Annotated in this window: 13 protein-coding genes and 1 pseudogene; 12 read left to right on the forward strand and 2 right to left on the reverse strand. The window is 71.2% G+C overall.

Annotated features, from left to right (window positions below; translation table 11 throughout):
- Window positions 1-7: 7 nt before the first annotated feature.
- Window positions 8-730, forward strand: a complete 723-nt coding sequence (locus A3CQ_RS0100840; protein WP_020509012.1) for an SDR family oxidoreductase — start codon at window positions 8-10, stop codon at window positions 728-730.
- Window positions 731-734: 4 nt separating this feature from the next.
- The gene (locus A3CQ_RS0100845; protein WP_020509013.1) at window positions 735-2,591 is read left to right on the forward strand and encodes a glycoside hydrolase family 15 protein; all 1,857 of its coding nucleotides are present in this window, start codon (window positions 735-737) and stop codon (window positions 2,589-2,591) included.
- 2 nt (window positions 2,592-2,593) lie between these two features.
- Here the strand turns inward: A3CQ_RS0100845 and A3CQ_RS0100850 are convergent, their stop codons facing one another.
- Window positions 2,594-5,224, reverse strand: coding sequence for a glycoside hydrolase family 48 protein (locus A3CQ_RS0100850; protein ID WP_051115114.1), 2,631 nt, complete (start codon window positions 5,222-5,224; stop codon window positions 2,594-2,596).
- A 604-nt stretch (window positions 5,225-5,828) separates the two neighbouring features.
- Between A3CQ_RS0100850 and A3CQ_RS50950 the strand changes: the two are divergent.
- Window positions 5,829-7,071 (forward strand): annotated as a pseudogene (locus A3CQ_RS50950) (IS256 family transposase).
- 333 nt (window positions 7,072-7,404) lie between these two features.
- Here the strand turns inward: A3CQ_RS50950 and A3CQ_RS0100860 are convergent.
- Complete coding sequence (locus tag A3CQ_RS0100860; RefSeq protein WP_020509015.1) at window positions 7,405-7,803, reverse strand: VOC family protein; 399 nt, start codon at window positions 7,801-7,803, stop codon at window positions 7,405-7,407.
- A gap of 63 nt (window positions 7,804-7,866) precedes the next feature.
- Here A3CQ_RS0100860 and A3CQ_RS0100865 point away from each other — a divergent pair, with 63 nt between their 5' ends.
- The 9 genes from A3CQ_RS0100865 (at window position 7,867) to A3CQ_RS0100905 (ending at window position 18,374) form a co-directional block, all read left to right on the forward strand.
- A complete protein-coding gene (locus tag A3CQ_RS0100865; RefSeq protein ID WP_026205165.1) occupies window positions 7,867-8,856 on the forward strand; it encodes a helix-turn-helix transcriptional regulator in 990 nt (329 codons plus the stop codon).
- Between the two features lie 224 nt (window positions 8,857-9,080).
- The gene (locus A3CQ_RS0100870; RefSeq protein WP_020509017.1) at window positions 9,081-9,851 is read left to right on the forward strand and encodes a polysaccharide deacetylase family protein; all 771 of its coding nucleotides are present in this window, start codon (window positions 9,081-9,083) and stop codon (window positions 9,849-9,851) included.
- A complete protein-coding gene (locus tag A3CQ_RS0100875) occupies window positions 9,844-10,968 on the forward strand; it encodes a DegT/DnrJ/EryC1/StrS family aminotransferase (protein ID WP_026205166.1) in 1,125 nt (374 codons plus the stop codon). The genes A3CQ_RS0100870 and A3CQ_RS0100875 overlap by 8 nt, the downstream gene beginning before the upstream one ends.
- A 3-nt stretch (window positions 10,969-10,971) precedes the next feature.
- The gene (locus A3CQ_RS0100880; protein ID WP_020509019.1) at window positions 10,972-12,201 is read left to right on the forward strand and encodes a glycosyltransferase family 4 protein; all 1,230 of its coding nucleotides are present in this window, start codon (window positions 10,972-10,974) and stop codon (window positions 12,199-12,201) included.
- Window positions 12,185-13,738 (forward strand): tyrosine-protein kinase domain-containing protein, encoded by a 1,554-nt coding sequence (locus tag A3CQ_RS50955; RefSeq protein ID WP_370657600.1) that lies wholly within the window; start codon window positions 12,185-12,187, stop codon window positions 13,736-13,738. Before A3CQ_RS0100880 ends, A3CQ_RS50955 begins: the two co-directional genes overlap by 17 nt.
- Window positions 13,731-14,987, forward strand: a complete 1,257-nt coding sequence (locus tag A3CQ_RS0100890; RefSeq protein WP_020509021.1) for a lipopolysaccharide biosynthesis protein — start codon at window positions 13,731-13,733, stop codon at window positions 14,985-14,987. Before A3CQ_RS50955 ends, A3CQ_RS0100890 begins: the two co-directional genes overlap by 8 nt.
- A complete protein-coding gene (locus A3CQ_RS0100895) occupies window positions 14,984-16,243 on the forward strand; it encodes an O-antigen ligase family protein (protein ID WP_020509022.1) in 1,260 nt (419 codons plus the stop codon). Before A3CQ_RS0100890 ends, A3CQ_RS0100895 begins: the two co-directional genes overlap by 4 nt.
- Window positions 16,240-17,349, forward strand: a complete 1,110-nt coding sequence (locus tag A3CQ_RS0100900) for a hypothetical protein (protein ID WP_020509023.1) — start codon at window positions 16,240-16,242, stop codon at window positions 17,347-17,349. Before A3CQ_RS0100895 ends, A3CQ_RS0100900 begins: the two co-directional genes overlap by 4 nt.
- Window positions 17,350-17,357: 8 nt before the next feature.
- Window positions 17,358-18,374 (forward strand): GNAT family N-acetyltransferase, encoded by a 1,017-nt coding sequence (locus A3CQ_RS0100905; protein WP_020509024.1) that lies wholly within the window; start codon window positions 17,358-17,360, stop codon window positions 18,372-18,374.
- The last annotated feature ends 3 nt before the right edge of the window (window positions 18,375-18,377 follow it).

Here is an 18,377-nt window from a genome sequence, read left to right on the forward strand (position 1 = left end):
TTCGACGATGAGCAAGCTCGACGGACAGACCGTCGTCGTGATCGGTGGCAGCGCCGGCATGGGCCTCGAGACGGCCCGGCTCGCCCGCGCGGAGGGCGCCGACGTCGTGATCACCGGCCGCAACCCCGATCGCCTCAAGCAGGCCGCCGCCGAGGTGGGCGCGGTCGGCTCGGCCGCCTTCGACGCAGCTGACCCCGTACGCCTGCGGGAATTTTTTGATGGTTTGTCCGGTGGAATGGACCACGTGTTCGTCACCGCGGGCGGCCCCTACTACGGGCTGCTGGCCGACCTCGACCTCGACGAGGCGGCCCGGCACGTGGGCTCGGCGCTCACGCTGCCGCTGCACCTCGGACGGGCCGCGATCGGCACGGTGCGCGGCTCGCTGACCTTCATCGGCGGCACCGGCGCTCGCCGGCCGGGACCGGGCCTGATCGTCACCTCGGCGATGACGAACGCGCAGCCCTCGCTGATCGCGGGGCTCGCGATCGAGATCGCCCCGATCCGGGTGAATCTGATCGCCGCCGGTTTCGTCGACACGCCGCTGTCGGCCCGGCTGCTCGGCGATGATCTGGAGAAGCGCCGCCGGCAGCTGCGCGACACGCTGCCGATCGGGCGCGTGGTCGGGCCGGAGGACGTCGCCGCGCTGGCTGTGCACCTGATGACCAACACCGCGCTGACCGGCGCGACCTACGACATCGACGGCGGTCAGCAGTTCGTGCCGAGAGGCTGAGAAGGTGAGCGCGGTCCCGATCGCGGCGCACGCGCTGCTGTCCGACTGTCACTCGGCCGCGCTGGTGACCGATTCCGGCTCGGTCGACTGGTTGTGCTTCCCGCGCTTCGACAGCCCGTCGGTGTTCGGCCGCCTCCTCGACGACGCGGCCGGGCACTGGTCGGTGCGACCGGCCGGCCAGTTCCGGTCGTCCCGGCGCTATCTCGACCGGACGCTGGTGCTCGAGACGACCTTCGAGTGCCCCGGCGGCACGGTCGTGCTGACCGAGGCGCTCGCCATGGGGCTCGGCAACCGGGGGCACGCGCTGGGCCGCGGTGCTCCGCACCTGCTGATCCGATCGATCACCTGCGCTTCCGGGTCGGTTCCGGTCGATTTCTCGTACGCCCCGAGGCCCGAGTACGGGCTGTTGCGTCCGCTGCTGTCGGTCGTCGACGGCGGGGTCACCGCGCGCGGCGGGGCCGAGTGGCTGGTGCTCTCCAGCCCGGTCCCGCTGACCCCAAGCGACTCGGTAGCGACCGCTCAGATCGCGATGACGGCCGGTCAGACGCACATTTTCGGTCTGCATCGCTCGACGCTCGAGGAGACCCCGGCGCACATCTGGGACCAGGCCGCCCTGCGGGAACGGCTGGACGGGACGGTCGAGGCGTGGCGCTCCTGGTCGGAGCTACACCAGAACTACGACGGCCCGTGGCGGGAGATGGTGCACCACAGCGGGCGGGTCCTGCAGGCGCTCACGTTCCGGCCGAGCGGCGCGATCGTCGCGGCGGCCACCACGTCGCTGCCCGAGGAGGCCGGCGGCGAGCGGAACTGGGACTACCGCTACTCCTGGGTGCGCGACGCCAGCTTCACCATGGCGGCCCTGTGGGTGGCGGCCTGCCCCGACGAGGTCAGCGACTTCTTCGCGTTCATGACCACCGCCGCGGCCGCCGCCGTGGGGCCGGACCAGCCCCTGCAGATCATGTTCGGTGTCGGCGGCGAGCACGACCTCTCCGAGCGCACACTGCCGCACCTCTCCGGCTGGCGGGGCTCACGCCCCGTACGAATCGGGAACGGCGCCTGGCAGCAACGGCAGATCGACGTGTACGGGGAACTGCTCGACGCGGCCCACCTGCTCGCCGACAAGATCACCGAGATGGACGAGGACATGCGCGCGTTCCTGGTGGCGCTCGCGGACACCGCGGCCGGCCACTGGCGCCACCCCGACCAGGGCATCTGGGAGGTGCGCGGGGAGGCCCGCCACTTCCTCTACTCGAAGGTGATGTGCTGGGTCGCGCTCGACCGGGCGCTCAAGCTCGCCGACCGGCTGGCGGCGGGTGACCACGCCGACCGGTGGAAGGCGGCGCGGGACGAGATCTGGGAGACGGTCGTCCGCGAGGGCTGGAATCCGTCGGCGGGGGCGTTCACCCAGTACTTCGGCGGGGCGGCGCTGGACGCGTCGGCGCTGATGGTGCCGATCGTGGGATTCCTGCCGGCCGACGATCCGCGGGTGCTGTCCACGATCGACGCGATCGCCTCCCGCCTGACCGACGAGCGCGGCCTGGTCTACCGCTACCGCGCCGAGCTCGGCGTCGACGGGGTCGCCGGGGGCGAGGGCACGTTCCTGCTGTGCACGTTCTGGCTGGCCCAGGCGCTGGCGATGGCCGGGCGGGTGCCCGAGGCGCGGGACGTCTTCGCTCGGGCCGCCGCGTACGCCAATGATGTCGGTCTTCTGGCCGAGGAGGTCGATCCCGCAAGCGGCGAACTGCTCGGGAATTTTCCGCAGGCGTTCAGCCACATCGGGCTGGTGAACGCGGCGTGGGCCATCACCCAGGCGATGGGCAGCCAGGCGATGGGCCGGGACCCGCAGGCCCCGGCCCATTGACCTCAGCTGACGGTGACCGTCGGCGCGGTGTTGGAGCCGCTGTAGGTGCCCTGGAAGCCGAACGACACCGACGCGCCGGCCGGGATCGAGGCGTTCCAGTTCACCGGCGTGGCCGTGACCCCGGTGCCCGACTGGGTCACCGTGGCGTTCCAGGCGTTGGTGATCTTCTGGCTGCCGCCGTACGTCCAGGCCGCCCGCCAGGTGGTGACGGCGGCCGTGCCGTTGTTCTTGATCGTGACCGTGGCGACGAAGCCGCTGCCCCAGTCCGAGTCGATGTGGTACGTGCCGGTGAGCGAGCCGGTGCCGGTGCCACCGGACTGCGTGGTGGCATTGACGGCCGCGGACGCCGCCGACTGGTTGTTCGCCGCGTCCCGGGCCCGGACCGTGTACGAGTACTGCGTGCTCGCGGTCAGGCTCGTGTCGGTGTACGTGGTCGCGGTCGAGGTGCCGACCTGGGTGCCATTGCGGTAGATCAGGTACCCGGTGACCGCCACGTTGTCGGTGGACGCCGTCCAGGACAGGCTGACGCTGCTGGAGGTCGTGCCGCTGACCGTGAGGCCGGTCGGCGTGCTCGGCGCGGTGGTGTCGCCGGTGCCGGGGCCGCCGCCGGTGCCGAACAGCTCCGAGTAGACGGCGAACGCCATCGCGATGTCGGCCTGCGCCCAGAAGCGGTGGTACGTGAACGAGGGCACCGCGCCGCCGTTCAGGTAGGTCTGCACCTTGGCGTAGTCCGGCTCGTTCTTGAGGAAGGACCGGATCGAGATGAACGTCGAGCTGGAGTTGATCGTGTCGCCGTTGGGCATCTTGCCGGTCCAGCCGGACGGCACGTAGATCGGGTCGTCGAACCGGTTGTAGTCGGCCCGGGTCTCGGCGATCGCGATGCCCTTGGTGTCGGCGTGCGCCGAGAGGGCGTCCAGCAGGTTCTTGCCCAGGGTCTGCGCGGCCGTGTTGCTCGCCGCGGCCGCGTAGTAGAGCAGGGCCTTGACCAGGCCGCCGGCCACGCCGACGTCGGTGCCGGACTCGGCGACCGTGACGTGCAGGCCGGAGTTGGCGCCGGGGCTGGCCGCGTTCCAGGTGTCGGGCTGGCCGGTCCAGCTCAGCGTCGACGGGATCGAGAACGTGCCGCCGGTGCCGACCGTGACGTGCGCCGAGACCCAGCTGACCCACTTGTCGAGGATCGGCTTGATCTTGGTGTCCTTGGTCAGGTAGTAGTACTCAGCCCAGCGCTCCATGCCCCAGACCTGCATGCCGAACCAGTTGTTGCTCGGCGGGTCGTGGTAGACCGGCTGCCAGTCGTACGCCATGCCGTAGAAGGTCGGCGTGCCCGCGGGCGGGGTGCCGTACTGGCCGTCCCAGCTGTTCGTGCAGCCGCCGGCGATGCCGCCGTCCGGGGACTGCAGCCACTGCAGGAACTCGATCTGGCGGGTCAGGCTGGTCGCCCAGTCCGACTTGCCGGTCGAGCTCTTCGGCGCGATGGCCGACTCGGTCGACAACGCGTACGCGGCCACCGGGTTCTGGTAGCCGTGGTGCGCGGCGCCGTCGCTGATGCGCCAGGCCCAGCCGCCGCCCGGCTCCGCGCCGCCCCACGCGAAGTACCAGCCGAGCAGGTAGTGCTGCGAGTTCCGGCCGCTGCCGGCGGCGCAGGTGGTGGCGCCGACGCAGTTGCCGATCTTCTTGAAGTACTTGTCGAACATCGCGTAGCGCAGGTAGTCGCCCATCTTGGCGGCCTTCGCCACCGAGGCGGAGATCGCGCTCGCGTTGCCCTGCGCCGACGCCCACCGGTACGCCCAGTAGGCGGCCTGGATGGCCCGCGCGTCGGCGTCCGGCGCGTTGGTGTACTTCCACTGCTGCGAGTACGCCGAGTCCTTGACGAACAGGTCCAGGTAGCCGTTGGGGCCGCCGTACTTGAACAGGTCGGTGGACGGCTGCGGGATGGTCTCCCAGACCGACTCCTGCGAGCCGCGCTGGTAGCTGTTGATGTAGCAGGGGCCGGCCGCGCTCGGGCCGTTCTCGGCGCCGGTGCCGGCCGTGTTGCCGTACCCGTAGACGTTGTCCACGTCCAGCAGCCAGTGCATGGCGTACATGTTGGAGGTCCCGTAGGCCGAGGACAGCTCGCCGGCGATCGGGTCGGCGCCCACCGCGACCGAGGTGTTGATCTGGCTCGGGTAACTGGTCGGCGACGGCCACTCCGGGATGTACGACGCGGGAGCGCTCGCGTTGTACGAGGAGTTGGTCGGCTGGTCGGTCGCCGTGGGGATGATGTACTTCTCGGCCGCGGCCCAGGCGTTGTTGAACGGGGCCCAGTCGCCGGTCACCCGGCCGTAGGTCGCCTCGAGCCACATCCAGTAGCTGAACGCCTCGGAGGTCGTCTGGTGACCGTGGTCGGGCGCCTCGACCATCAGCCTCTCGACCGAGTGGTAGGGCACCCCCGCCGGGCTGAAGTAGCCGCTCGCGGAGGCCTTGATCTTGTTGTACTGGTCCAGGAACTTCTGCCCGTACTCGTCGACGGCGGCGAGTGCGGCGGCGCCGCCGGTGGAACCGGCCGCGGCTTCGGCAATCCGCGGGCTGACAGTTGCAGCGACTATCGCACCGCCGACGGCGGTCACGAAGCCTCTGCGTGACAAGGGAGCCATGCGAGTCCTCCTTGCGAGGGGGAGCAGCCACCCGCGGCGGCGACGGCAACGGGGTCACCGCGGGCAGCGTGAGGAACCGGCCCGAAACAAATCGGTAATATCGAGGTGCATCGTTACATGGGAGCGCTCCCATCACAAGCCCCCGGCACACTCAGGTTCGGCGCAGTAAGCACACAGCCCCGTCCCGGATCTTTCCCACGCTCCCCACCGCCCGCCACCGCCGGCGCCCCCTTTGCTCTGCGCACCCATACGCACGCCCACGCCCATGCGCACCCCGGCGCCCGGCGCCCCGCTCAGCACGCCCCGCTCTGCGCACCTCCGCGCCCCGCTCTGCGCACCTCCGCGCCCCGCTCTGCGCACCTCCGCGCCCTGCTCTGCGCACCTCCGCGCCCTGCTCTGCGCACCCATACGCGCCGCTCTGCGCACCAAGACGCGCCGCTCTGCGCACCAAGACGCGCCGCTCTGCGCACCAAGACGCGCCGCTCTGCGCACCAAGACGGGTCACGTCCACCGACGTGGTGTATGACCTGGTCTTTCCTGTTGGACGGAGGCGGCCATCGCAGATCCTTCGGATTGTCTGATGATCACGAAGGAGAGACCTGCGATGGCCGCAGAACCGAGTTTGAACGTCGCTAACCTGCTGCGCGAGCATCTGGAATCGGCGAGCCCCGATCTACTGCGGGCGATGGTGAAAACCTTCGCCGACGTGCTGATGTCGGCCGAGGTCGACGCGGTCTGCGGCGCGCAGTACGGCGAACGCAGCGACGAGCGGACCAACTCGCGCAACGGCTACCGGCACCGTGAGTGGGACACCCGGGCCGGGACCGTCGAGCTGGCTATCCCGAAACTACGGTCGGGCTCGTATTTCCCGGACTGGTTGTTGCAGCACCGCCGCCGCGCTGAGCAAGCCCTCGTGTCGGTCGTGGCCACTTCGTATCTGCTCGGGGTCTCGACGCGGCGGGTGGAGAAGCTGGTCGAGCAGCTCGGCATCAAACAACTGTCCAAGTCACAAGTCTCGGAGATGGCCCGTCATTTGGACGCGCAGGTCGAAGCGTTCCGTCAGCGGCCGCTCGACAGCGGGCCTTACACGTTCGTCTGGGTCGACGCTCTCGTGATCAAGGTCCGGGAGCAAGGCCGCACGATCAACGTCCATGCGCTGGTCGCGGTCGCCGTGAATGCCGATGGCGGCCGTGAGGTGTTGGGCCTGGAGGTCTCCAGCGATGAGGACGGGGCCGGCTGGCTGGCGTTCCTGCGCTCGTTGACGGCCCGGGGCCTGTCCGGGGTCCGCCTGGTCATCTCCGACGCCCACCGCGGCCTGGTCGGTGCGATCGGGGCCGCTCTGCCGGGCGCCGGCTGGCAGCGCTGCCGCACCCACTACCTGCGCAACCTACTCGCCAAGGTCCCCAAAAGCGCACAGCCGTGGGTGGCCACCCTGGTCCGCACGATCTTCGACCAGCCCGACACCGACGCCGTCACGCAACAGTTCACCCGAGTCCTGGACATGATCGGCGAACGCTTCCCCGACGCCGCCGAACACCTCGACGACGCCCGCGACGACCTCTTGGCATTCACCGCCTTCCCCACTGAGCTCTGGAAGCAGATCCGCTCGAACAACCCGCAAGAACGGCTCAACAAAGAGATCCGCCGCCGCACCGACGTCGTCGGGATCTTCCCCAACCGGGCCGCGATCATCCGCCTCGTCGGCGCGGTCCTGGCCGAGCAGACCGACGAATGGGTCGAAGGCCGCCGCTACATGGGGCCTCGAAGTCCTCCGCAAAGCCCGCCTCACACCCATCACGACCTGCCAAGACACCGAACCGGCCGAACCCACCGAGATCGCCGCATAGCATCAACCCACACGGATCAGCGATGGCCGTTCATACACCACGCCAGTGGACGTGACCCCAAGACGCGCCGCTCTGCGCACCCATACGCGCCGCTCTGCGCACCCATACGCGCGGCGGTGCGTCTGGGTGCGCAGAGCAAAGGGTTCAGAACCGGCCACCCATCCGGCTGCAGGCCATCCGGCGGCCACCCATCCGGCGGCAGGCCATTCGGCGGGCGCGTCTCCGTTGCGCGGGTCGGGGAGAAAATCGCGGAGGCACGCCGCGAGTGGGCGAGCGGCCGGGCGGACGGGCGAGCGGGCAGACGCTGCGCGGTGCCGGCCGTGGGAGCGCGGCTTAGCGGCTCTGGCGGGCGGTGGCCTCGGCGGTTACTGGGGTGAAGAGGTTGACCAGGGTGCCGTCGGGGTCGCGGAAGAGCAGGGAGCGGTTGCCCCAGGGCATCGTTGTCGGCTCCTGGATTACGGCGCCTAGCACGTCGCGCAGGCGGGTGAACTCGGCGTCCACGTCGTCTACGCGGAATTCGATGATGGCGGTGCGGTTGGCGGCCGGCTCGGCCTCGCCGGCGCCGAACAGCGCGACCGTGGCCGTGCTGCCGATCGCCAGCGTCGCTCCGGGCAGTACCAGCTCGGCGAAGTCGGGGGTGTGCCGGACGGCGGCCCGGCCGGTGACGTGCTCGTAGAAGTCGGCGAGGCGGCCGACGTGGTCGGTGATGAGGCGAACGGATGCGAAGTTCATGGCCCGAACGGTAGGAGGTATACAGGACAGCTTCCGCCCGGTTTTGAGCAATAATCTTCGTCCATGACCAGGCCGACCGCTCGGGTGCTGGCCCTGCTGGAGATCCTGCAGGGCGGTGGCACGCACACGGCCGCCGAGTTGGCCCGGCGGGTCGGGGTCGACGAGCGGACCGTGCGCCGCTACGCCGGCCACCTGCTCGACCTGGAGATCCCGGTCGAGTCGGTGCGCGGCCGCTACGGCGGTTTCCGGCTGGCCCGCGGCTTTCGGATGCCGCCGCTCATGCTGACCGACGAGGAGGCGCTCGCCGTCCTGCTCGGCCTGATGCCGGGGCATTCCACGCCGCCGCGGGAGGCCGCGGGAACCGCCGCCGCCAAGGTCCAGCGGGTTCTGCCGAGGGCACTCGCGGCTCGGCTCGACGCGCTCTTCGCCACCACCGAGTTCAGTTCGCCTCCCGCTGCCGGCGCCGCGCCGGAAGCCGCGGTCATGTTGCGCCTGGCGGAGGCGGCGCGTGACCGCCGGCCCGTGACGATCGACTACACCGATCGCGCCGGTCGGCGGAGTGAGCGCACCGTGCACCCGTACGGGATCGTCGCCCACTCCGGGCGCTGGTACCTGACCGGACCGGACTCTGCCTCGGGCGACCTGCGCACGTTCCGGCTCGATCGGATCGTTCACGTGCGGCCGGAAATGGGCACGTTCGCGCCGCCCGATGACTTCGCGCCCGCCGACGTGGTCCGAGCGAGTCTGGCCGGCACGCCGTGGCGGCACGAGGTCACCGTCGCGGTGCGGGGCACGGCCGACGAAGTCAGCGCACGACTCCCCCGCGGAATCGCCACGATCGAACCGGACGACGCCGACGACGGCTGGGTGCTCGTGCGCCTCCGGGCCGAGCGGCTCGACTGGCTGCCCGGCGTACTGGCCGGCCTTGGCCTGCCTTTCGTGGTGCACGGACCCGCCGAGCTTCGCGACCTCGTCCGCACCTGGTCACGGCGGCTCGCGGACTGCGCCGCGGCGACCACATCGCACGAGGCAGCTGCGGCCTGGGACCGCTGACGCGCGCGATCAATTCCCGGAACGGTCGATCAAATAGGCCGTCACCGATTCTGATTGACAAATACATTGCGCAACTAGTCGTGGAATTCGGCGGCGATGATGCGCCGCTGATCGCCATTTCGCAAGGACCGTTCGGGCGTCCTTTATTGAACGCGAAACATCCTCACATTCCAGATGACAATTGCTACTGACGATCTCCGCATCCATTTGTCACTGTGAGTGGCATGCGGTCGCCGACCCCCATCCAACGACGCCTGAACGAGCTCGGGCTACGCAGCCGGCTGCGGCGGAACCCCCGCCTGCAGGGCCGCATCCTCGCCCTGGCCGGCGCCCGGAAACGGCTGCCTTCCGCCACGGGCCTGTACTTCCCGTTCTACCACGACGTCCCGCCGGAGTTCGCCGGCGGACTGCGCCGCCACCTCACGGCCTTCCGCGAGCTCGGCCCGCTGGTCTCCTGGGACGCCGCGCTCGAGGTGCTCACCGGCCGGCGCCCGCTGAACGGGCCGATGTTCTGCCTCTCCTTCGACGACGGCCACGCCACCTGGCGCGACGTGGTCGCCCCGATCCTCGCCGACCTGGGCGTGCCGGCCACGTTCTTCGTGACGACCGGCCTGATCGGGCAACCGGGCAATCTGACCTGGTCCGACGTGCGCGACCTGATCGCGGCCGGTCACAACGTCGGCTCGCACACGATCACCCATCCCCGGCTCGCCGACTGCGACCACGGGACGGCCCGGCGGGAGATCGCCGAGTCCAAGCGCGAGCTCGAGGACGAGCTCGGCGCCGAGGTACGCGACTTCGCCGCCCCGTACGGCAATCCGGACGTGGATGTCCGCGACGGTGACGTGCGCGCCGCGCGTGAGGCCGGCTACCGCAGCTTCGCCACCACCCTCCGCCCGGCCATGCACCCCGGCGACTCTCCGATGTGGATCCATCGGCAGGGCCTGCACCCGGCGTGGCCGCTTCGCGCCGTCAGGACCAGGGTTCATGACTGACACGAGAATCTTCCTGTCGCCGCCCGACGTGAGCGACGTCGAGCGGAAGCTGCTGCTGGAAGCCTTCGACTCGAACTGGGTCGCGCCGGTCGGGCCCGATCTCGACGCGTTCGAGGCGCAGGTGGCCGAGTTGGTCGGCGTGCGGCACGCGGTGGCCCTCGCGAGCGGCACCGCGGCCCTGCACCTCGCGCTGGTCGCGGCCGGTGTGCGCCGCGGCGACACCGTGCTGGTCCCGTCGTTCACCTTCGCCGCGACCGCGAACGCCGTGATGTACCTGGGCGCCCGCCCGGTCTTCCTGGACTCCACCGCCGAGAGCTGGAACGTCGACCCGGCGCTGGTCGCCGAGGAGTTGCGCGCCCGGGCCGATCGCGGGCAGCTGCCGCGCGCGGTCATCGCGGTCGACATGTACGGCCAGTGCGCCGATTACGAGCCGCTTCTGGACGCTTGCGACCGATACGGCGTACCGCTGATCGAGGATGCGGCCGAGGCGCTTGGCGCGTCCTATCGGGACCGGCCGGCCGGATCGTTCGGGCTGGCCGGGGTGCTCTCGTTCAACGGCAACAAGATCATTACGACCGGCGGGGGCGGGATGCTGCTCACCGACGACGGCCGGGTCGCCACCCAGACCCGGCACCTGGCCACCCAGGCCCGCGAGCCGGTGGCGCACTACGAGCACCGCACGGTCGGCTACAACTACCGGCTGAGCAACCTGCTCGCCGCGGTCGGCCGGGGTCAGGTGCAACGGCTCGGCGAGATGATCGCCGCCCGGCGGGACACGGCCCGCTTCTACCGGGAGGCGCTCGGCGACCTGCCGGGGCTGGAGTTCATGCCGGTCGCCGGGTACGGCCTGCCGAACTGGTGGCTCACCTGCCTTCTGGTCGAGCCCGACCGGTTCGGAGCGGATCGCGACCAGTTGCTGGCCCGCCTCGCCCGGCACAACATCGAGGCCCGGCCGGCCTGGAAACCGATGCACCTGCAGCCCGTCTTCCGGGACTGCGTCATGCGCGGCGGCGAGGTCAGCGCCGACCTGTTCCGCCGCGGACTGTGCCTGCCCAGCGGCTCGGCGCTCACCGGCGGCGATCGCGAGCGCGTGGTCGCCGCCCTGCGGGAGGGGTGAGGGATGCGCATCGTCTACATCCACCAGTACTACTGCAATCCCGGTATGACCGGCGGGATTCGCTCCTACGAGCAGGCCCGGCGACTGGTCGCGCGCGGGCACACGGTCGACGTCATCACCACCGACATCACCCCGGGCAAGCGCGGATTCGGCTGGAAGACCACGGTCGACGACGGGGTCCGCGTGCACTGGTACTCCATCCCGTACTCGAATCACATGTCCTATGCCCGGCGCCTGCGCGCCTTCGGTGAGTTCATGGTGCTCGCGGCGGCGAAGGCCGCCCGGCTGAGGGCCGATCTGGTCTTCGCCACCAGCACCCCGCTCACGGTCGCGGTGCCCGGCGTGATCGCCGCGCGCCTGCGGCGGGTGCCGTTCGTCTTCGAGGTGCGCGACCTGTGGCCCGAGGTGCCGATCCAGATGGGCGCCCTGCGCAACCCGCTCGCCCGCCGGCTCGCCTGCGGCCTCGCCAACTTCGCCTACCGCAACGCCACCGAGGTCATCGCGCTCTCGCCGGGCATGGCCGCGGGCGTGACCGCCCGCCGGCCGGAGACCAGAACCACCATGATTCCCAATGCCGCGGACTTGGATCTCTTCCAGGGCGTACGCGCCGAGGACGTGCGCCGCTTCCGGGACGAGCACCGCTGGCTCGCCGACCGGCCGCTGATCGTCTACACCGGAGCGCTGGGCGCGGTGAACGGCGTCGAGTACCTCGTGCGGGCGGCCCGGCGGATGCGCGAGCTCGATCCCGGGCTGCAGGTGCTCATCGTCGGTCACGGCCGGGAGTGGGAGTCCACCAAGAACCTGGCCGCGGCGCACGGGCTCCTGGACACGACCGTGCACATGTGGTCGCAGGTGCCCAAGTCCGATCTCCCGGTGATCCTCGCCGCCGCGACCATGTCGAGCAGCCTCGTGCGGCCCATCCGCGCGCTCTGGGACAACTCGGCAAACAAGTTCTTCGACGCGTTCGCGGCGTCCCGGCCGATCGCCATCAACTACGGCGGCTGGCAGGCCGACGTGCTGCGCGAGTCGGGTGCCGGGCTGGTGCTCGACCCCGACGACGCGGACGAGGCCGGCAAGCTGCTCGCCGGCCATCTGCGCGACGAGGACTGGCTGCGCCGGGCCGGCGAGGCCGCGCACCGGCTGGCGGTCGAGCGTTACTCCCGCGACCTGCTCTTCGAGCAGTTCGAACAGGTGCTGACGAGAGCTTCAGGGGTGCGTGTTGGAGCTGCGTGAATACGTACGGGCCTGCCGCCGCCGATGGCCGTGGCTACTCGTGCCGGTGCTGATCGCCGCCGGGATCGCGGCGGGGCTGTCGCTGTCCTCGCCGCCGGCCTACCGGTCGTCGATGGTTCTGTTCATCACGACCGGGGCCACCGACCCGGACGCCAAGGCGAGCCGGCTCAACTCGTACATCGCCCTGCTCGCCGGGCCGAGAGTCGCCGACACGGTCGTCGCGAAGCTCGGCCCGCCGCTCACCGAGGACCAGGTTCGGCAGAGCCTGAAAGCGCAGGTGCAGGAGGGCACCGACCTGCTCGTGGTCAGCGCCACCGACCCGTCCGCCGCCCGCAGCCGGCAGATCGTCACCGCCGCCACCACCGCGCTGGTCGGGCTGGCCAAGCAGCTCGACCCGCCGAGCGCGGCCGGGGACGGGCCCAAGCCGTCGGTCACCGTGGCGCAGGACCCCGTCACCACCCGCGAGCCCAGCAATCTCGTACGCAATGTGTTGTTCTCCTCCGTGCTCGGCCTGCTGATCGGGGCGATCGCGGTGGCCGTGCGGCAGGCGACCCGGCGAACCGTGAACGAGGAGGACGACCTGCGCCGGCTCGGCCTGGGCGCGGTCGGCGTCATCTCGCTGGAGCGCACGTCGGGACTGCCCGGCGAGGCGCTCGCCGAGGGCTTCCGCCGGTTGCGCAGCCTGCTCCCTCCGCTCGGCGGCGGTTCGCGCGGCACCTCGCTGCTGCTGGCCGGCAGCCACCCCAAGGAGGGCACCACCGCCGTGGCCTGCGGGCTCGCGATCGCGATGGCCGAGACCGGCGCCCGGGTCGTGCTCGTCGACGCGAACCTGCGCACCCCGGGCGTCGGCCGCTACCTGGCGCTGGACCGCGGGCCCGGCCTCGCCGACGTGCTGGCCGGGCAGGCGTCGGTACGCTCGGTGCTGCGCGACTCGCTCGACGGCCGGCTCACCGTCCTCCCGTGCGGGGAGAACGCGTCCGACCCGGGCGTGCTGCTCGCCTCGCCGCGGCTCGAGGCGGCCATGCACGCGCTCACCGAGACCTTCGACGTGGTGCTGGTCGACGCGCCGCCGCTGCACGGCGTCGCCGACGGCGTGGTGCTCAGCAAGGTGACCGACCAGTCGCTGCTGGTGGTGCGGGCCAACCACACCCCGGCCGCCGACGTGGAGCGGTCCAAGGACCTGCTCGAGCGGGTCGGCGCCCACCTGGCCGGCGCCGTGCTCAACGCGTTGCCGCGCAAGCTGCCGACGGGCGCGGCCTGGCACCGGGAGCGGCCGGCGATGCCCGGCGCGACCGGGCTCGGGGTGGTCACCGGTGAGCGCCGGGAGGGCGACGAGACGATGGTGATCGGGACGGTGCGCGGGCAGGCCACGGTGGTGCGCACGACGATCGGGCACCACCCGCGCGGCCAGGCGAAGGTGGTCAACCTCGAGCCGACCGGCGAGCCCGAGCCGGAGAACCTGCCCGTCCCGTCCGACGAGGCCGCCGCCGAGGAGCCGGAAGCCCCCGGCAGCGCCGGGCCGCGGGACGATGACTGAGATCCGGGTCGCCGACCCGATCGCGTGGCTCGGTGGCCGGCTCCGCGAGCCGTACATCCAGCTGATCGCGTCCCAGCTGCTGATCGGCGCGGTCGCGCTGGCCGCGAACATCATGATGGTCCGGTCGCTGACCCCCACCCACCGCGGCGAGGTCGCCCTCATGCTCCAGGTGGTCTACCTGGCCACCCAGGCGCTGCTGCTGGGTACCGAGCGCAGCTTCGTGGCCGCCTATCACGAGGTGCCGCCGGCCGCCGCCGTCCGGGCGTACGCGCGACTTCTGATCCTCCCCTTCCTGGCCGGCGCGGGCGCCGCCGCGGCGTACGCGATCCTGGCGCCCGGCCGGCTCAGCCCCGGACCGGTCGTGATCGCTCTGATCGCGGCCTATGCCATCGTCGACGCGGCGTGCCTCGCGAGCCGGGCCGTCGCGATCGCCATCGGCCGGGTGCACGACTTCCTCGCCGCCCGGGTCGTCGAGTCGATCCTGCTGCTCGCCGTGATGGCACTGCTGTTCCTGGCCCGCGTCGACAGCCCCGAGGAGTGGCTGGCGGCGTACATCGTGGCCTGTCTCGTGCCGACCGTGGGCTACGTGGCGTTCTGGCTGCGCCTGCCCGGCGGCGGGATGGACGACCAGAACCGCCTGGTCCGGCGGCAGGGCGCGGCGCTGTTCCCCGCGGCCATCTCGAACATGGCCATGCTGCGATCGGACCGGCTCGCGCTGCCGGTGCTCGCCTCCACCACGGCGCTCGGCCTCTACGCCAGCGTCGCCACGATGACCGAGCTGCTGGCCTGGCCCCTGCGCGCGTACGCGGACTCGCGGCTGGGCCGATGGCGGGCCGACGACCGCGCCGGCCGGTTGCGATCGCGGCCGATCGTCGCCGCCACCGCGCTGTACGTGCTGGTCGCCGCCCCGCTGCTGGCCGGCGGGCTCTACCTGCTGATCGTCCCCGTCCTCGGCCACGCGTACGCGCCGGCGAAGGCCGTGGTGGTGCCGCTGGTGATCGCGGCCGGCCTGTACGCGGTGTCTCGGATCGTCCTGGGCCTGCTCGTCGCCAAGGGCCACGGCACGCTCGTGTCCGCCGCCGAGATCGCCGGCTTCGCGGTGAGCTTCGCCGCCTACCTGCTGCTGATTCCCGGGCACGGCATCGCCGGCGCGGCCTGGGGCTCGCTGCTCGGCTACGGCGCCGGCCTGGTCTTCGCGCTCGTCGTCAGCCGCGTGGCCGGCACCCGGACCCGGGCCGGCGTGTCATGAGCGCCGCCCGGTGGTGGCACACGCCGCGCGTGTTCTTCGCGCCCGCGGCGGTGTTGATGATCATGGCGATCGGCGGCCGGTTCACCCTGGACCGGGCCGGATTCCCCGACCTGGCCTGGGTCGACCTGCGGGTGGTCGGACTGGTCGCGGCGCTGGCCGTGCTCGTGGTCGACATCGCGCGGCGGCCGGCAACCGGGCTGGACGGCCCCCGGCGGGAGGGCTGGCTGGTCGCGACCGTGCTGTTCTTCGTCTACCAGATCGCCTCCGGCCTGTGGGCGCCGCCGGCCGCGCGGGTCGGCCCGCAGACCCTCGACCTGGTGCTGATGGCCGCGCTGACCGTCGCCATCTACCTGTACGCGATCGGCGATCCGGAACAGGCCGCACGGAACGCCTTCTGGCTGTTCTACGTAGCCGCGATCATTTTTGCTCTCGCCGCGCTGTTCATCAACGGCCCGGGCGAGCAGGGCCGCTATTCGGCGTTCGGCGGCGGCCCCAACGTCTTCGTGCGCATCCAGATCCTCGGCATCATCAGCACCGTCGCGCTGTTCCTGCACTACCGCCGGAAAACTTTGCTGCTGGCCGTGCCGCTGTTCGTGCTCGGGGCGGTGCTCTCCGGATCGCGCGCGGGCCTGATGACGGGGGCCGCGGTCGGGGCGGTGGCCCTGTTCAAGCAGCGCCGCCGGGTCAGGCCGGGCGCGGTCGTCGCGGCCTGCCTCGCGCTCGCGGTGGCGGCCGGGGTCGTCCTCGCGCTCGCGCCGCCGGCGTTCACCAGCCTGTTCAAGGAACGGTTCGTCGAGCAGACCGTGCAGCAGCACTACGTCTCCGACCGCACCAGCATCTGGCAGGCGGCCTGGAAACTGGCCGTCGAGCACCCGTTCGCCGGGACCGGGCTGGACGGCTTCTACGGCACGATCGGCGTCAACCAGAACGTCGAGTACCCGCACAACTACCTGCTCGGCGTCGCGGCCGAGGGCGGCCTCGTGGGCATCGGCCTGCTGGCCGCGGCCGTCGTTCTGTGGGCCACGACGGTTCGCGGCGGGGGCGCACGCCCGCGCTGGACGGGGCTGGCCGTGGCCGCCGCGGTCTTCGTCGCGCTGGACAGCCTGTTCTCCGGCGACAACTACGACGCCCGGCTGGCCTGGCTGTTCGCGGCGATCGCGGCCGCCGCCGCGGTGGTCCCGTCCGCGGCCGAAACCTCGGCGAGGCCCGCCGACTCCGCCGGGCACGAGCCCGGACGAAAGCTGGTGACACCATGACAACCCGACGCGCGCTGCTGATGCTGGGCGCGGCCTCGCTGGTGGCGGCCTGCGGCCACGACAAGGACGTGCCGGCGATGATGACGCCGTTGCCGACCTCGCCGACCTCGCCGCCGCCACCCGCGAAGCTGAAGTCTGTCGCCGAGTGGACATCGGTGTTCGAGCAGAGCTGGGACTACCTGGACCAGAACGGCACGCCGCTCTCCCGGTCGACGGACAGCTGGGACCACTACAACCTGTCCTATTCGGTCGACTCCTGCGTGACGATGTTCCGCGCCACCGACGAGGGCCGCTATCTCGACCGGGCGCTGCAGTTCGTGGAGAACGTGGTCGCCTCGGCGGTGCCGTCGAGGTCGTTGCCGCACAGCAGCTTCCACGACCGGTACCTCGGCTGGCCGTCGTCGAAGGAGGGCGAGGGCGGCGACGAGGTGCCGCTCTACGAGAGCTACTTCTGGCGGTACGGCACCGCCCTGCTGGTCGCCATGCACGACGGGCGGGTGCAGTCCGACCGCTACCGGCGGCTACTGGAGTTCGCCGAGGTCCAGGTCTTCGAGAAGTGGTATTCGCGGGACGCCTCCCGGGCCATCTACCGGGACCGGACCCACATGGCCTCGCACTGGGCGCTGATCGCGCTCAACCTCGCCCAGGTCACCACCGACGCCGCGCGCAAGGCTCGCTACCTCGAGGTGGCCACGACGATCGACAAGCGCCTGCATCGCCAGTTGCGGCGCAATCCGGTCGAGCCGACCGCCTACTTCTGGTCCGACATCTGGGGCTCGGCGAAGCGCCCCGGACAGGACGTGAGCCACGGCAACGGCGTCATGGCGTACGTCGTGGAGGCACGCGCCCGCGGCGGCGCCTGGACCGACGGCGACATGTCGGCCTTCTGCTCGCTGCTGACCCGGGTGATCTGGCCGGGTGGCACCACGTACCGGGGCTACGTCGACGGCAGCGGCTCCGACAACGGCTGGCTGGCGGACGGGTTCGTGAAGCTGGGCCGGTACGACGCCGCGACCCAGATGCGGCTCGACGGCTATCAGGTCGTCAACGATCAGTTCGCCGCGAACATGGCGCTGAACGCCCGGATCCTGCGGTCGGGGCGGTAGGGGGACTCATGAACGGATCGCTGCTCCGGCCGGACTCGCCCGCGTGGGCGGACGCGCTGCCGAGGCTCCGGCACGACATGCACCACGAGCCGGCGTACGTGGTGCTCGACGCCGCGCTCTACGGCGGCGAACCGGCCGCCTTCCACTACGAGGACGACGGTCACGTCTTCCTCATGCCGCTGATCGTGCGGGACATCCCGGACACCGATCTCCGCGACGCGTTGTCCCCCTACGGCTACCCGGCGCCGGTCAGCGACACGACCGACCCGGCGTTCTGGGATCGGGCCTGCACCGCGCTGACCGAGTGCCTTCGGGAATGCCGCATCGTCACCGTCTTCGCGCGGATGCACCCGCTGCTGGAGGCGCCGCTGCCGGTGCTGGACGACCACGGGCGCCTCGTGCGGCACGGCGAGACGGTCTCGATGGATCTCACGATCGGCCTCGACGAGATGTGGAGCCAGACCCGGTCGGACCACCGCAACCACATCAACCGCGCCCGCCGGGCCGGCACCAAGGTGGTCTTCGACGACTGGGACCGCCTCGCCGACTGGGTCGCGGTCTACCACGACAACATGCGGCGGGTCGGCGCCTCCGACTACTACTTCTTCACGTACGAGCACCTGGCCGCGCTGCACGAGGCGGTGGGCGACCGGATGCACCTCGCGGTCGCGCTCGAGGGCGACGAGGTGGTCGGCGGCAACACGTTCTTCGAGAACGACGGGATCGCGACCGGCTACGTCTCCTCCACCCGGCGGGCCCGCGGGCGGTACGCCGACGAGATGCTCTACGACGAGGTGCGGCGGTTCTGCAAGGCGCGCGGCGACACCGTCTTCCATCTCGGCGGCGGCAAGGGCGGCAGCAACGACTCGCTGTTCTTCTACAAGTCCGGCTTCTCGCCGAGCCGGCACCCGTTCCACACCTGGCGCGTCGTCACCGACCCGCCCACGTACCGCAAATTGGTCTGGCTCCGTCGCCCGGCGGCGGACCCGGACGACCTCGCCGCGACCTTCCCGCCCTACCGATAAAGG

The sequence above is a fragment of the Paractinoplanes globisporus DSM 43857 genome (genome assembly GCF_000379645.1).
Taxonomy (GTDB): domain Bacteria; phylum Actinomycetota; class Actinomycetes; order Mycobacteriales; family Micromonosporaceae; genus Actinoplanes; species Actinoplanes globisporus.

Excerpts from the sequence above, each read along its gene's own strand:
- A3CQ_RS0100840 (WP_020509012.1), top strand. The coding sequence starts at position 8 with ATGAGCAAGCTCGACGGACAGACCGTCGTCGTGATCGGTGGCAGCGCC.
- A3CQ_RS0100850 (WP_051115114.1), bottom strand. The coding sequence starts at position 5,224 with ATGGCTCCCTTGTCACGCAGAGGCTTCGTGACCGCCGTCGGCGGTGCG.
- A3CQ_RS0100860 (WP_020509015.1), bottom strand. The coding sequence starts at position 7,803 with ATGAACTTCGCATCCGTTCGCCTCATCACCGACCACGTCGGCCGCCTC.
- A3CQ_RS0100865 (WP_026205165.1), top strand. The coding sequence starts at position 7,867 with ATGACCAGGCCGACCGCTCGGGTGCTGGCCCTGCTGGAGATCCTGCAG.
- A3CQ_RS0100870 (WP_020509017.1), top strand. The coding sequence starts at position 9,081 with ATGCGGTCGCCGACCCCCATCCAACGACGCCTGAACGAGCTCGGGCTA.
- A3CQ_RS0100875 (WP_026205166.1), top strand. The coding sequence starts at position 9,844 with ATGACTGACACGAGAATCTTCCTGTCGCCGCCCGACGTGAGCGACGTC.
- A3CQ_RS0100880 (WP_020509019.1), top strand. The coding sequence starts at position 10,972 with ATGCGCATCGTCTACATCCACCAGTACTACTGCAATCCCGGTATGACC.
- A3CQ_RS0100890 (WP_020509021.1), top strand. The coding sequence starts at position 13,731 with ATGACTGAGATCCGGGTCGCCGACCCGATCGCGTGGCTCGGTGGCCGG.
- A3CQ_RS0100895 (WP_020509022.1), top strand. The coding sequence starts at position 14,984 with ATGAGCGCCGCCCGGTGGTGGCACACGCCGCGCGTGTTCTTCGCGCCC.
- A3CQ_RS0100900 (WP_020509023.1), top strand. The coding sequence starts at position 16,240 with ATGACAACCCGACGCGCGCTGCTGATGCTGGGCGCGGCCTCGCTGGTG.
- A3CQ_RS0100905 (WP_020509024.1), top strand. The coding sequence starts at position 17,358 with ATGAACGGATCGCTGCTCCGGCCGGACTCGCCCGCGTGGGCGGACGCG.